Source organism: Ahrensia kielensis DSM 5890, from assembly GCF_000374465.1.
GTDB classification, from domain to species: Bacteria; Pseudomonadota; Alphaproteobacteria; order Rhizobiales; family Rhizobiaceae; genus Ahrensia; species Ahrensia kielensis.
The window spans coordinates 420,687-433,930 of record NZ_KB894528.1; the positions used below are offsets into that span (position 1 = coordinate 420,687).

General features: G+C 47.7%; 13 protein-coding genes and 2 tRNA genes. 14 read left to right on the forward strand and 1 reads right to left on the reverse strand.

Translation table 11 applies throughout. From position 1 onward, the window contains the following. Positions 1 to 239 precede the first annotated feature (239 nt). The 7 genes from clpS (at position 240) to C504_RS0102065 (ending at position 8,072) form a co-directional block, all read left to right on the forward strand. Entirely contained in the window at positions 240 to 608 is a 369-nt protein-coding gene (gene clpS, locus C504_RS0102035) for an ATP-dependent Clp protease adapter ClpS (protein WP_018687636.1), read from the forward strand. Beyond that, positions 608 to 3,088, forward strand: coding sequence for an ATP-dependent Clp protease ATP-binding subunit ClpA (gene clpA, locus C504_RS0102040; RefSeq protein ID WP_018687637.1), 2,481 nt, complete (start codon positions 608 to 610; stop codon positions 3,086 to 3,088). Before clpS ends, clpA begins: the two co-directional genes overlap by 1 nt. Before the next feature lie 78 nt (positions 3,089 to 3,166). Further along, positions 3,167 to 3,913: an AzlC family ABC transporter permease gene (locus C504_RS0102045; RefSeq protein ID WP_035266503.1), complete on the forward strand. Its 747-nt coding sequence runs from the start codon at positions 3,167 to 3,169 to the stop codon at positions 3,911 to 3,913. Next, positions 3,910 to 4,260 carry an AzlD domain-containing protein gene (locus C504_RS0102050; RefSeq protein WP_018687639.1) on the forward strand — a complete coding sequence of 117 codons (351 nt, stop codon included), beginning with the start codon at positions 3,910 to 3,912 and terminating at the stop codon, positions 4,258 to 4,260. Before C504_RS0102045 ends, C504_RS0102050 begins: the two co-directional genes overlap by 4 nt. Positions 4,261 to 4,502: 242 nt before the next feature. Next, on the forward strand, positions 4,503 to 6,932 hold the full coding sequence (lon, locus tag C504_RS17040) for an endopeptidase La (protein WP_018687640.1): 2,430 nt from the start codon (positions 4,503 to 4,505) through the stop codon (positions 6,930 to 6,932). Positions 6,933 to 7,161: 229 nt separating this feature from the next. Continuing rightward, the gene (locus C504_RS0102060; protein ID WP_018687641.1) at positions 7,162 to 7,437 is read left to right on the forward strand and encodes an HU family DNA-binding protein; all 276 of its coding nucleotides are present in this window, start codon (positions 7,162 to 7,164) and stop codon (positions 7,435 to 7,437) included. Positions 7,438 to 7,505: 68 nt separating this feature from the next. Then, positions 7,506 to 8,072, forward strand: a complete 567-nt coding sequence (locus C504_RS0102065; protein ID WP_211097942.1) for an HD domain-containing protein — start codon at positions 7,506 to 7,508, stop codon at positions 8,070 to 8,072. A 165-nt stretch (positions 8,073 to 8,237) separates the two neighbouring features. Here C504_RS0102065 and C504_RS0102070 read toward each other — a convergent pair. After that, a tRNA-Val gene (locus C504_RS0102070) sits at positions 8,238 to 8,313 on the reverse strand. Positions 8,314 to 8,488: 175 nt separating this feature from the next. Here C504_RS0102070 and C504_RS0102075 point away from each other — a divergent pair. The 7 genes from C504_RS0102075 to C504_RS0102105 all read left to right on the forward strand — a co-directional run bounded on the left by C504_RS0102075 (position 8,489) and on the right by C504_RS0102105 (position 13,242). Further along, positions 8,489 to 8,565: transfer RNA gene (locus tag C504_RS0102075), tRNA-Asp, on the forward strand. Positions 8,566 to 8,835: 270 nt separating this feature from the next. Next, positions 8,836 to 9,201 (forward strand): NADH-quinone oxidoreductase subunit A, encoded by a 366-nt coding sequence (locus C504_RS0102080; protein WP_018687643.1) that lies wholly within the window; start codon positions 8,836 to 8,838, stop codon positions 9,199 to 9,201. Continuing rightward, the gene (locus C504_RS0102085; RefSeq protein WP_018687644.1) at positions 9,192 to 9,770 is read left to right on the forward strand and encodes a NuoB/complex I 20 kDa subunit family protein; all 579 of its coding nucleotides are present in this window, start codon (positions 9,192 to 9,194) and stop codon (positions 9,768 to 9,770) included. The genes C504_RS0102080 and C504_RS0102085 overlap by 10 nt, the downstream gene beginning before the upstream one ends. 33 nt (positions 9,771 to 9,803) lie before the next feature. Beyond that, positions 9,804 to 10,433, forward strand: coding sequence for an NADH-quinone oxidoreductase subunit C (locus C504_RS0102090; protein ID WP_018687645.1), 630 nt, complete (start codon positions 9,804 to 9,806; stop codon positions 10,431 to 10,433). Positions 10,434 to 10,459: 26 nt separating this feature from the next. Beyond that, the gene (locus tag C504_RS0102095) at positions 10,460 to 10,879 is read left to right on the forward strand and encodes a hypothetical protein (protein ID WP_169385073.1); all 420 of its coding nucleotides are present in this window, start codon (positions 10,460 to 10,462) and stop codon (positions 10,877 to 10,879) included. A 3-nt stretch (positions 10,880 to 10,882) separates the two neighbouring features. Further along, entirely contained in the window at positions 10,883 to 12,073 is a 1,191-nt protein-coding gene (locus tag C504_RS0102100; protein WP_018687647.1) for an NADH-quinone oxidoreductase subunit D, read from the forward strand. After that, positions 12,073 to 13,242 (forward strand): NADH-quinone oxidoreductase subunit E, encoded by a 1,170-nt coding sequence (locus C504_RS0102105; RefSeq protein ID WP_018687648.1) that lies wholly within the window; start codon positions 12,073 to 12,075, stop codon positions 13,240 to 13,242. Before C504_RS0102100 ends, C504_RS0102105 begins: the two co-directional genes overlap by 1 nt. The last annotated feature ends 2 nt before the right edge of the window (positions 13,243 to 13,244 follow it).

Consider the following 13,244-nt stretch of genomic DNA (forward strand, 5'->3'; position numbering starts at 1 on the left):
AAGCGTTTCTCGCTTCGGTTAGATATGGACCCGTCTGTTCGAAAGAGCAGGCGGGTTTTATTTTTTGCATAATTTTAATACGAGAAAGCCTTAAATTTTGGGCTCAAATGCTAACAAAACTGCATGAAAGCTCGGCTCAAGCTTGCACGTTTATATAAGGGGCTTAAAATCAGAACATGAGTGCTTACATAGTACGCGCAACTTCGAGTGATATAAGCCGAGTAGAACTTTTGCTGATAATGAAAAATGATGAACGAGTTTCGATAACACTTGGTCCTGATAATGAGGACGATGACGGTGCGTCTGATGGCGGCCGCGGCACAGGCGTTATCACGCGTACCGACAAGAAATTAAAAAAGCCGAATATGTACCGCGTGCTGCTGCTTAATGATGATTTCACGCCGATGGAATTCGTTGTTCATGTTCTGGAAAGATTTTTTCAGAAAAACCGTGACCAAGCGACACAAATCATGTTGCATGTTCATCAGTATGGTGTCGGCGAGTGCGGTGTGTTTACATATGAAGTTGCCGAAACGAAAGTAACACAGGTGATGGATTTTGCGCGTCAAAACCAGCACCCTTTACAGTGTGTGATGGAGAAAAAATAATGCCGGCATTTACCCAAAGTCTGGAAAAAGCACTTCATCAGGCACTGACACTAGCAAGCGAGCGCGAGCATGAATATGCCACGCTTGAACACTTGCTATTGGCGCTCATTGACGATTCTGACGCCAAATCAGTTCTTGATGCTTGCAATGTTGATGTGGACGCTTTGCGCCGCACGCTCTTTGAATATGTTGATAATGAGCTGGCCAATCTTGCCACAGGTTATGATGAGGACGCCAAGCCAACGGCTGGCTTCCAGCGTGTTATTCAGCGCGCAGTCATTCATGTGCAATCATCTGGCCGTGAAGAAGTAACCGGTGCCAATGTGCTTGTCGCAATCTTTGCTGAACGTGAAAGCCATGCCGCTTACTTCCTACAAGAGCAAAATATGACACGCTATGATGCGGTCAATTACATCGCGCATGGCATTGCCAAGCGTCCGGGCGCATCTGTGGCACGCACACCAGATGGTGCAGAAGAGGGCGGTCCAAATATCGGGCAGGGCGAAGGCGAAGAAGGTGCAAAAAAACCTGAAAGCGCGTTGTCTTCTTATTGCGTAGACCTCAATGCAAAAGCACGCGCTGGCAAGATCGACGTTCTTATTGGCCGTACTGAAGAGATTAACCGTACAATTCAGGTGCTTTGCCGCCGTTCAAAAAACAACCCGCTTTATGTGGGTGATCCGGGCGTAGGTAAAACAGCGATTGCCGAAGGCTTGGCAAAACGTATCGTTGATGGCGATGTGCCAGAAGTGCTTGAAGATGATACGATCTTCTCGCTGGATATGGGCGCTTTGATCGCAGGCACACGCTACCGCGGTGACTTTGAAGAGCGTTTGAAACAAGTTGTCAAAGAACTGGAAGATTTTCCAGGCGCAATCCTGTTCATCGATGAAATTCACACGGTCATCGGTGCAGGTGCTACATCAGGCGGCGCAATGGATGCGTCAAACCTTTTAAAACCTGCGCTTTCATCGGGCTCAATCCGCTGTATTGGTTCCACAACATACAAAGAATTCCGTAATTTCTTTGAAAAAGACCGCGCACTTGTGCGCCGGTTCCAGAAAATTGACGTCAAAGAACCAAGCATTGAAGATGCAATCGACATTATGCGGGGCCTAAAACCGTATTTCGAAGATTATCACAATCTGGAATATACGGACGAAGCCGTTAAAGCGTCGGTTGAACTTTCCGCGCGCTATATCAATGACCGTAAATTGCCGGACAAAGCGATTGACGTGATTGATGAAACTGGAGCGCGCCAAATGTTGGTGCCTGCGAAAAAACGCAAAAAACTGATTGATGTCATCGACATTGAAGAAACCATTGCGACAATCGCTCGGATTCCGCCTAAATCTGTATCGAAAGACGATGAGCAGGTTCTGTTTGGTCTTGAAAAAGAGCTAAAGCGCGTCGTTTACGGGCAGGATCTTGCAATCGAATCCTTGTCTTCATCGATCAAGTTGGCACGGGCAGGCTTGCGCGAAATCGAAAAGCCGATTGGTTCTTATCTGTTTTCCGGCCCAACAGGTGTTGGTAAAACCGAAGTTGCTAATCAGCTGGCATCATCGCTTGGCGTTAAATTACTGCGCTTTGATATGTCTGAATATATGGAGCGTCACACCGTATCGCGTTTGATTGGTGCGCCTCCAGGATATGTCGGCTTTGACCAGGGTGGTTTGTTGACGGACGGCGTCGATCAAAACCCGCACTGCGTGTTGCTGCTTGATGAAATCGAAAAAGCACATCCAGATCTCTTCAACATTTTGTTGCAGGTTATGGATCACGGCAAGTTGACAGATAATAATGGCAAGGAAGTGAGTTTCCGCAACGTTGTTATCATCATGACAACCAATGCTGGTGCTTCTGATGCGGCTAAAAATGCGATCGGGTTTGGTTCTTCCAAACGTGAGGGTGATGATGTGGAGGCCATTAATAGGCTCTTCACACCGGAATTCCGCAACCGTTTGGATGCGATCATTCCGTTTGGTCCGTTACCGGTGCCTGTTATCCACAAAGTGGTGCAGAAATTCGTTATGCAGCTTGAGGCTCAATTGGCTGACCGCAATGTTGTGTTCGATCTTTCAAAACAGGCAATCTCTTGGCTTGCGAATAAGGGTTATGATGAGCGCATGGGCGCGCGTCCGCTTGCCCGTGTCATTCAAGAGCACATCAAAAAGCCATTGGCGGAAGAATTACTGTTCGGCAGCTTGAAACAAGGCGGTACTGTTAAAGTCACCGTTGAAAAAGATAAGAGCGGTGTAGAGACACTAAAACTCGACACAATCGCCGAACAAGAGCCGATAAAGCCTAAGTCTGAAGTGACGGCTAAGGCAGGTGCCAAGGCCAAAACGGCAACCAAAGCGCCTGTAAAACGCAAACCTGCGGCAAGTGCATCCAAGAAGCCAACCAAGGATGACAAAGACGAGGGCGGCAGCGGTACAAAAGGCCGATCCAGTGTGCCTAAGGTGCCACGTAAATAAACATAAAACGAATAAGGCGCCGGACATTGTTCCGGCGCTTTTTTGTTTACGTTTATTATAATCATGGTAGCGAAGGGCATGAACGACGAATCTCTCAATCCAGAAAATGCAGGCCGCTATTGGCTCTTAAAAGGTATGCGTGAGGCTATTTGCCTCCCGACCTTTTTATTGATGTGTGCGTTTGTGGGCTTTGCAGGACTGGCCAGAGAAAACGGCATCACAATGCTTCAGGCATTGGTCATGACATCGACTATATGGGCGTTACCAGCCTGTGTGGTGCTGATTACGGCCATATCCAATGGTGCAACGCTGATTGCAGCCTTTATCGCTGTCACGCTGTCTTCTGCGCGTATGATGCCGATGGCGATTGCGCTGATACCAGAGATGCGCACAAAGAATACGCGCACATGGGTACTGCTTTTATTGTCGCATTTTATCGCAATCACCGCATGGGTCATTGCACTGCGCCGTTTCAAAGATGTGCCCAAACAATATAGAACGTATTATTTTGGCGGGTTAGGCGGCACGATCACGGCGATTAATCAATTCGTGGTGCTTGGTGTTTATCTATCGGCCAATAGTTTTTCGCCAAAAGTGCTGGGCGTGCTCTTCTTTTTAACGCCCATCTATTTTTTGACCTCGCTTTGGGGCTCTGCACGAGAAGTCACAGGCAAGATTGCAATGGTTATCGGTCTTATGATTGGCCCTTATTTCTATCTCACCCTTCCGGGAATAGATCTTCTTGCCACCGGCTTCATCGGCGGAACGGCCGCTTATATTATTGGGCGCATCTGGCGCAAGCAGACGGCAAAAGGTGACGCATGACCTTTGAGGCGATTGATACGTGGTGGTGGCCACTGGTCTTTATTCTTATCGCGGGATGGATTGCCACGGACATGTGGCGTTGGCTCGGTGTCCTGATGGGCAACCGAATTGATGATAGTTCAGAGATTTTGGTCTATATTAGATCCGTTGCCACAGCGTTGGTTGCAGCTGTTATTGCGCAGTTGATTGTCTTTCCGTCCGGTGCCTTGGCCGAAACGCCTGTTTTGCTGCGTATAGCGGCAGCGCTTTCTGGCTTTGCAGCCTATATCTTTATCGGGCGGCATGTCGGGCTTGGTGTTTTAGCAGCCCTTGTGGTTCTATCGGCTGGAATGGCGCTCGGAATTTAGGGCTAAATATAGGATAAGTGGGCCTAATCTTTGCATAAATGCACGAATAGGGCAGAATACCCGATGATTCGTGTGCATACGGTGTTTAAAATCCTTGAAATCAGGTGTTTGAAATTCCAATTACACTGAGCACCGACTAGATGCCTTAATTAACTGCATCGAAAAGTGCCCTAAAAGACGGGACACAGGGCTATGTTAGCATGTGTCTAAAATATCTGCCGAAAGGCACGAAAGGAAAGACTATGAGCGACCAAATCATGGAAGCAGCAGCGGGTGGTGTTGACGGGCGTTATGCCGTTCTACCATTGCGCGATATTGTTGTTTTTCCGCATATGATCGTCCCGCTTTTTGTCGGACGCGATAAATCAATCCGTGCGCTTGAAGATGTGATGGAAAACGACCGTCAGATTTTGTTGGTCACACAGCATGATGCTGGCGATGATGATCCTTCTGGCGACGGTATTTACACAAACGGCACGCTTGCCAATGTGCTGCAACTCCTAAAGCTTCCTGACAATACTGTGAAAGTATTGGTTGAGGGTGTGAGCCGTGTGGAAGTGACTGAATTCATCAATGGTGATGATTTCATGGAAGCTGAAGCAATCGTTACAGCTGAGGTCGAAGAAGACCCGATTGAAGTCGAGGCGCTTGCGCGTTCGGTTGCGTCTGAGTTTGAAGATTATGTAAAACTCAACAAAAAGATTTCGCCTGATGTTGTCGGCGCTGTAGGCCAGATTGAGGATTTCTCTAAACTGGCTGATACAGTTGCATCGCATCTTGCAATCAAAATTGCTGATAAGCAGACGCTTTTGGAAACAGCTTCGACGAAAGAGCGCTTGGAAAAAGCGCTTGATCACATGGAAGCTGAAATTTCTGTGCTTCAGGTCGAGAAACGTATCCGCAGCCGCGTTAAACGCCAGATGGAAAAGACGCAGCGCGAATATTATCTCAATGAGCAGATGAAGGCGATCCAGAAAGAACTTGGCGACGGCGAGGACGGCGGCGGCGAGCTTGCTGAACTTGAAGAGAAAATCTCTAAAACCAAGTTCACCAAAGAAGCGCGCGAAAAGGTTGATGCTGAGCTGAAAAAGCTCAAGCAGATGAGCCCTATGTCTGCTGAAGCAACAGTTGTTCGCAATTATATGGACTGGATGGTTTCTATTCCGTGGAACAAGAAAACCAAAGTCAAATATGATTTGAACGAAGCGCAAGCAACGCTTGATGAAGATCATTATGGCTTGGAAAAAGTCAAAGAGCGGATCATTGAGTATCTGGCTGTTCAAAAACGCCAGAACAAACTCAAAGGCCCAATCTTGTGTCTTGTTGGCCCTCCAGGTGTTGGTAAAACATCGCTTGGCAAGTCTATTGCGAAAGCAACAGGCCGTGAGTTTGTGCGCATGGCGCTTGGCGGCGTTCGTGATGAAGCTGAAATCCGTGGTCACCGTAGAACCTATATAGGTTCTATGCCGGGCAAGATCATTCAGTCGATGAAGAAAGCTAAGAAATCCAACCCATTGTTCCTTCTCGATGAGATTGACAAAATGGGGCAGGACTTCCGTGGTGATCCATCATCTGCAATGCTTGAGGTGCTTGATCCTGAACAGAACAATGCGTTCATGGATCACTATCTTGAGGTTGAGTATGATTTGTCATCAACGATGTTCATTACGACCGCTAACTCGCTGAATATTCCTGGCCCATTGATGGACCGTATGGAAATCATTCGTATCGCTGGTTACACAGAAGACGAAAAAGTCGAGATCGCAAAACGTCACCTGATGCCGAAGGCGATCAAGGACAATGCGCTTCAAGACGGTGAGTTTTCGGTTGATGAGGACGCAATCCGCAGAACGGTTCAGCTTTATACACGTGAAGCTGGCGTGCGCTCTTTGGAACGCGAATTGATGAAACTTGGCCGTAAAGCCGTGACTGAGATTCTGCGTACGGATACGAAAACGGTAAAAGTCACTGTAGACAATCTTGATGATTATCTGGGCGTGCCGAAATTCCGTCATGGTGAAATTGATACGGAAGACCGTGTTGGTGTTGTGACCGGATTGGCGTGGACGGAAGTTGGCGGTGAATTACTGACGATTGAAGGCGTCGCTATGCCGGGTAAAGGCAAAATGACGGTTACCGGCAATCTGAAGGATGTGATGAAGGAATCAATTTCTGCGGCAGCATCCTATGTGCGTTCGCGGGCAATTGAGTTCGGCATTAAACCAACACAGTTCGACAAGCGTGACATTCATGTTCACGTGCCGGAAGGTGCAACGCCAAAAGATGGTCCATCTGCCGGTATTGCGATGGCAACATCGATTGTGTCGATTTTGACTGGTATTGCGATCCATAAGGATATTGCAATGACAGGTGAGATCACACTGCGTGGACGCGTGCTGCCAATTGGTGGTCTGAAAGAAAAGCTACTTGCAGCTGTGCGTGGCGGCATCAAGAAAGTGCTTATTCCAGAAGACAATGCCAAGGATCTGGCTGATATTCCGGACAATGTGAAGTCAGCACTTGAGATTGTGCCGGTAGCGCATTTGGATCAGGTTTTGCTTCATGCGCTGGTTGAGCAACCAGTACCGATTGAGTGGAGCGAAGAAGAAGAAGCTTTAGCGGCTGATTTGCGGTTGGCACGTGCCAATCAGGCTGCGAATCTGGCTCATTGACCGTAAAAATATATGGAGCGTTCTAAATACGCTCTGTATTTTGATCGAAAAACGCCGCATTTTGCGGCGTTTTTTTATTTTTATGAGCAAAAGCGGTGCAGAAACCCCAGAAAATATAGGGTTTTGCCCGTTTCGATTTCTAAACTCCGAAAATCTCGTTATTATCCCGTATTGCTTTAGGCAAACTTGATTCGTTGATATTCAACGATGGGAACTTGGAGATAATGAAATGAATAAAAACGAATTGGCCGGCGCTGTAGCCGAAAAAGCTGGCATCACAAAAAGCGATGCAACAACAGCTGTTGAAGCACTTTTTGAAGTCATTACAGAAACTTTGAAGGGCGGCGACGATGTTCGTGTTCTTGGTTTCGGTAATTTCGTTGTTCAGCAGCGCGCTGCAACAACTGGCCGTAACCCTATGACAGGTCAGCCTGTTGATATTCCTGCTAAACGAGTTCCTAAGTTCTCTGCAGGCAAAGGCCTGAAAGACGCTGTGAACAGCTAATTTCTGCATAATATTTGTACGAAAGCCCGCGCATGTTCGCGGGCTTTCGTTTTTTTGGGGATAAAAAAATGGAAAATATTGTTTCATTTTTGCTGGAAAGCGAAAAACTGAAATCCGTATTAAGGCAAACCAAGCCGCTGGGCGAAGATCGTTTTGAAAACTCAGCTGAACATTCTTGGCAGACGACACTTGCCGCAATGATTCTCCTTGAGTCTGCGCCTGCCGAGCTGGATCGTCTCAAGATTTTAAAAATGTTACTCATCCACGATATTGTGGAAATCGATGCCGGTGATGTTTTTGTTTATGATGAACAGGCAAGGCAAGAGGCATTTGCGGCAGAAGCTGAGGCTGCAGAGCGACTCTTTGGTATGTTGGACACAAATATTGGCGAGCCCTTATTGGCGCTTTGGCATGAATTTGAGCAGGCGCAAACGCCTGAAGCAAAATTTGCAAAAGCATGTGACCGCGTAATGCCCGTTCTACAAAATTTAGAATCGGGCGGTCAAAGCTGGACCGCACACGATATTCGGCGTGCAAAAGTGCTTGAAAAGAATCAACCGATTAAAGATGCCAGCCCAGAATTATGGGCTTTGGTGAAAAAACGCATCGAAGAAGCGACATTTTTAAAAGACTAAAGCTTGCTGGAATCATGGATGTTGAAACTATGCGCAGGCTTAAAACTGTGCATTTAATGCAGTTTACCGTGCTGATTCCATATAGATATGAGCTAAAACCGTTATAAAGCGCCTATATTCCTGCATTTTGGCAGGATAGGCGTCTAACTTTATAAGGGAAGGGGCTGGTGGGCGATGAGAGACTCGAACTCCCGACATCTTCGGTGTAAACGAAGCGCTCTACCAACTGAGCTAATCGCCCCAACGCAACGGCTTCTACGCATCTATTTCGATTTCCGCAACCCCTTCTTGTCATAGAAATGAACTTTTTATTTTGTATGCAATTATCTTGCAAAAGTCTGATATTCGCCGTTGACACTTGAAAGAGAACCGCCTAAATCACCGCCACGTCAGCAACGCTGGCAAGAAGAAGATGCGCGGGTGTAGCTCAGTTGGTTAGAGTGCCGGCCTGTCACGCCGGAGGTCGCGGGTTCGAGCCCCGTCACTCGCGCCATTTTCTCCATTTCCTCCAAAGTGTTACGTAATTAACCGCAGGGGCGAAGTGTCGCTTAGCGTGTTGTTTTCCCCACGATCTTTACTGCACTTAAAGGTTCTTCCACATTTTGTTCTCATATGGTCTTGCGCCACGTGCGACATAGCAGTAACCCACCACACAAACTGTGGTTTTGGTTTGTGTTTTTTGCGCGATCAGCCTAAAAGACCCGTGATAAAATCACTTAACAAGCATGCTGCAAAAGCAGCGAGAGTGTTTAGGAAAGACAAGATGGACGCAGTCGTCGCCTCCTATTTGCCAATAATCATATTTCTGGTCGTGTGCTTTGGCATTGCCGCAGCGCTTTTGATCGCACCTTTTTTGATTGCTTACCGCAATCCAGACCCTGAGAAATTGTCTGCCTATGAGTGCGGTTTTAACTCATTTGATGATGCGCGCATGAAATTCGATGTGCGATTCTATTTGGTCGCAATTTTGTTCATCATTTTTGACCTTGAAGTTGCCTTTCTTTTTCCTTGGGCTGTTTCATTCGGCGAAATGGGAATGTTCGGTTTCTGGTCAATGATGGTCTTTCTAGGCGTTCTGACAATTGGCTTCATCTATGAATGGAAAAAAGGTGCGCTAGAATGGGATTAAGCGATAACAAGACGCTCGTAGCGCCGCAGCCAAAGGGCATCATTGATCCGTCTACGGGAAAACCGATAGGCGCGAATGATCCATTTTTCGGCGAGATGAATAATGAGCTAGCCGATAAAGGCTTTCTCGTTACCTCAACGGATGATCTGATTAACTGGGCCCGTCAGGGCTCGTTGATGTGGATGACGTTCGGTCTTGCATGTTGTGCTGTTGAAATGATGCACACATCTATGCCGCGTTATGATGCGGAACGCTTTGGCGTTGCGCCGCGTGCATCGCCGCGTCAGTCCGATGTCATGATTGTTGCTGGTACATTGACCAACAAAATGGCACCGGCGCTGCGCAAAGTTTATGACCAGATGCCAGAGCCACGTTATGTGATTTCAATGGGATCATGCGCTAATGGCGGTGGTTATTACCATTATTCATATTCTGTGGTGCGCGGCTGTGACCGTATTGTACCGGTAGATATTTATGTGCCGGGCTGTCCACCAACAGCAGAAGCTTTGCTTTACGGCATTTTGATGCTGCAGAAGAAAATCCGCCGCACAGGTACAATTGAACGCTAGGTTTATTGTCCCGTAAGGGGCAGGGGAAATAAGATGGCAACATCAACGAAACAAAATGCGCAAGACGCTTTGCAGGATTTGACAAGCACCGTCAGCGACGGCTTGGGCAATATTGACCATTCGCTCTCAATTTCTTTTGGCGAATTGACTGTGAATGTCGCAGCAGAGGATATTTCAGCGACGCTCAAAGTGTTGCGCGATGATGTGCAGATGAAATTCATCTCTTTCATTGATATGTGCGGCGTTGACTATCCAGCACGCGCAAAACGCTTTGATGTTGTGTATCATTTGATGAGCCCAACATTGAACCAGCGTATTCGCGTTAAAGCGCAGACCGATGAAGATACGCCTATTGCAAGCGTGACAGATATTTTTCCCGGTGCAAATTGGTTCGAACGCGAAGCATACGACATGTATGGCATCTTGTTCACAGGCCACCCAGATTTGCGTCGCTTGTTGACCGATTATGGCTTCGAAGGTCATCCATTGCGCAAAGACTTCCCGCTGACTGGCTTTGTGGAAGTGCGTTATGATGACGAAACAAAACGCGTTGTTTATGAGCCTGTTCATTTGCGCCAAGAATTCCGTGACTTTGATTTTCTTTCTCCTTGGGAAGGCGCAGAATATGTGCTTCCAGGCGATGAAAAGGCAGAAAGCAAGTGATGAAGGGGCGCGTAAGCATAACACTAATGGTTGGCGCTGCTGCTCTTCTTAGCGCGCATGCTGCATCTGCACGAGAAGTGCCGAGCTGCAGCTATACAATTAGTGCTGCCAATATTCTTCAATTGGCCAATGGTGCTTTGCCTGAGGGTTCTGCAGAAGGCAATCCTGGCGATTGCGTGATGCAATTGCAAAAGACTGCGCTTGATGATGAGATTGCGCTAACGACTTGCCCATCGCATTTTCAGATTAGAGCAGAAAATAAGTCTGCGTTTAACCTGTTGGTCAACCTTCCTGTGCAAAAAGCTGACAGTGAATACGGTAAGAAATACGCTGAGGACCGAGACAGATTGCGTAAATCATTTTCATTGGCTGGATGCGACAAACGCGTTGAAACTTACTTCTCATTTTCTAAAGACAATTCCACTTTTATAGAGCGGGTCCAATAGACCATGACCGAACATAATGTCAGAAACTTCAACATCAACTTTGGCCCGCAGCACCCTGCGGCGCACGGCGTTTTGCGCCTTGTTCTTGAGTTGGATGGTGAAATCTGTGAGCGCATCGATCCGCATATCGGTCTGCTTCACCGTGGCACTGAAAAGCTAATCGAGCACAAAACCTATCTACAGGCTGTGCCATATTTTGACCGCCTTGATTATGTTGCGCCGATGAATCAGGAGCATGCTTTCGCGCTTGCTGTTGAAAGACTTGCTGGCATTGAAGTGCCGCGCCGTGGCCAGTTGATTCGTGTTTTATATTCAGAAATCGGCCGCATCCTGTCGCATATGCTGAATATCACAACGCAGGCGCTTGATGTTGGCGCGTTGACACCGCCGCTCTGGGGCTTTGAAGAGCGCGAAAAACTGATGATGTTCTATGAGCGCGCTTGTGGTGCACGCTTGCATGCCGCTTATTTCCGTCCAGGCGGTGTTCATCAGGATTTGCCGGAACAATTGGTGCGCGATATTGGCGACTGGATTGACCCATTCTTGGGCGTTGTCAAAGAAATCGACGGCCTTTTGACCAACAACCGAATCTTTAAACAACGTAACGTTGATATTGGCGTTGTTGCACTTGAAGATGCGTGGGCTTGGGGCTTTTCTGGCGTCATGGTGCGCGGCTCTGGTGCAAAATGGGATTTGCGCAAAAGCCAGCCTTATGAATGTTATGATGAGATGAAGTTCGATATTCCAATCGGCAAAAATGGCGATTGTTATGACCGCTACCTCATTCGCATGGAAGAAATGCGCCAGTCTGCTGAAATCATGCGCCAATGCGTTGAAAAGCTGCTTGCGCCTGAAGGCCAAGGGCCAATTTCTTCGACAGACGGTAAAATGGTGCCGCCAAAACGCGGCGAAATGAAGCGTTCAATGGAAGCATTGATCCACCATTTCAAACTATACACTGAAGGCTATAAAGTGCCTGAAGGTGAAGTTTACGCAGCTGTTGAAGCACCGAAAGGCGAGTTCGGCGTTTATGTCGTATCTGATGGTACGAACAAGCCTTATCGTTGTAAGGTGCGTGCACCGGGCTTTGCCCATCTTCAAGCAATGGATTTCCTATGCCGCGGCCATATGCTCGCGGATGTATCTGCCGTGCTTGGTTCTCTTGATATCGTATTTGGTGAGGTGGACCGCTAATGTCCGTTCGTCGTTTAGCAGTAGATGCTGTCCAGCCTGAAGGCTTTAAGTTTAACCGTGCGCTTGGCGCGGAAGCGAAAGTCTGGATTAAAAAATACCCGAAAGGCCGTGAACAATCGGCTGTGATACCTTTGCTTATGCTTGCGCAAGAGCAAGAGGGCTGGGTGACCAAAGCATCGATCGAACATATTGCAGAAATGTTGAATATGCCGCTCATCCGCGTGATGGAAGTGGCTACATTCTATACGCAGTTCATGCTTCAGCCTGTGGGTACGAAAGCGCACATTCAGGTGTGTGGCACAACACCATGCATGTTGCGCGGTTCTGAAGAACTGATGGCTGTTTGTAAGTCAAAAATCAGCCCGAACCAGTTTGAACTCAACGAAGAGGGAACTCTTTCTTGGGAAGAGGTGGAATGTCAGGGCGCTTGTGTGAATGCGCCAATGGTCATGGTGTTCAAAGACACTTATGAAGATTTGACGCCAGAGCGTCTTGAAGAAATCATCGACGCATTTGAAGCAGGCAATGGTGATAGCATTAAACCGGGCCCGCAGATCGATCGTATTTTCTCTGCGCCTGCTGGTGGTTTGACAACATTGAACGGCAAGCCTGTTGGCAAAAGCGCGAAAGCGGCCAATAGCAATGCTAAGGCAAAAACCGCTAAATCTGCGGATAAGCCAACACGGGCGGCCAAGCCAAAGCAGAGCACATCGCTTTCTGATGGAACGGTTAAAAGCCCGAAAGAAAATCGCGTATCAGCTGATTCAGTTTCTGCAAAGAATGCTGCACCAGCGCCAGGTACTGCGAAAAAAGCGGCAGCTGCTGAAACAACAACAGCGAAAAAGCCTGCGACCAAGAGTTCTGCTGCAAAGAAACCGGCAGCGGCGAAAGCAGCTGGTCCTGAACGTCTTTCTGCGCCGCAAGGTGCTGCAGACGATTTGAAACTGATTTCAGGTGTTGGCCCTAAATTAGAGCAAACATTGAATGGTCTCGGCTTCTGGCATTTCAGCCAGATTGCAAAATGGAAAAAATCCGACGTTGCGATTGTAGATGATGAGCTTTCATTCAAAGGCCGCATCGAGCGTGACGACTGGATAAAACAAGCCAAGGCTTTGGCCAAAGGCGGCGAAGCAGAATACATCAAAGTATTCGGCAAGAAACCGCGATAGGA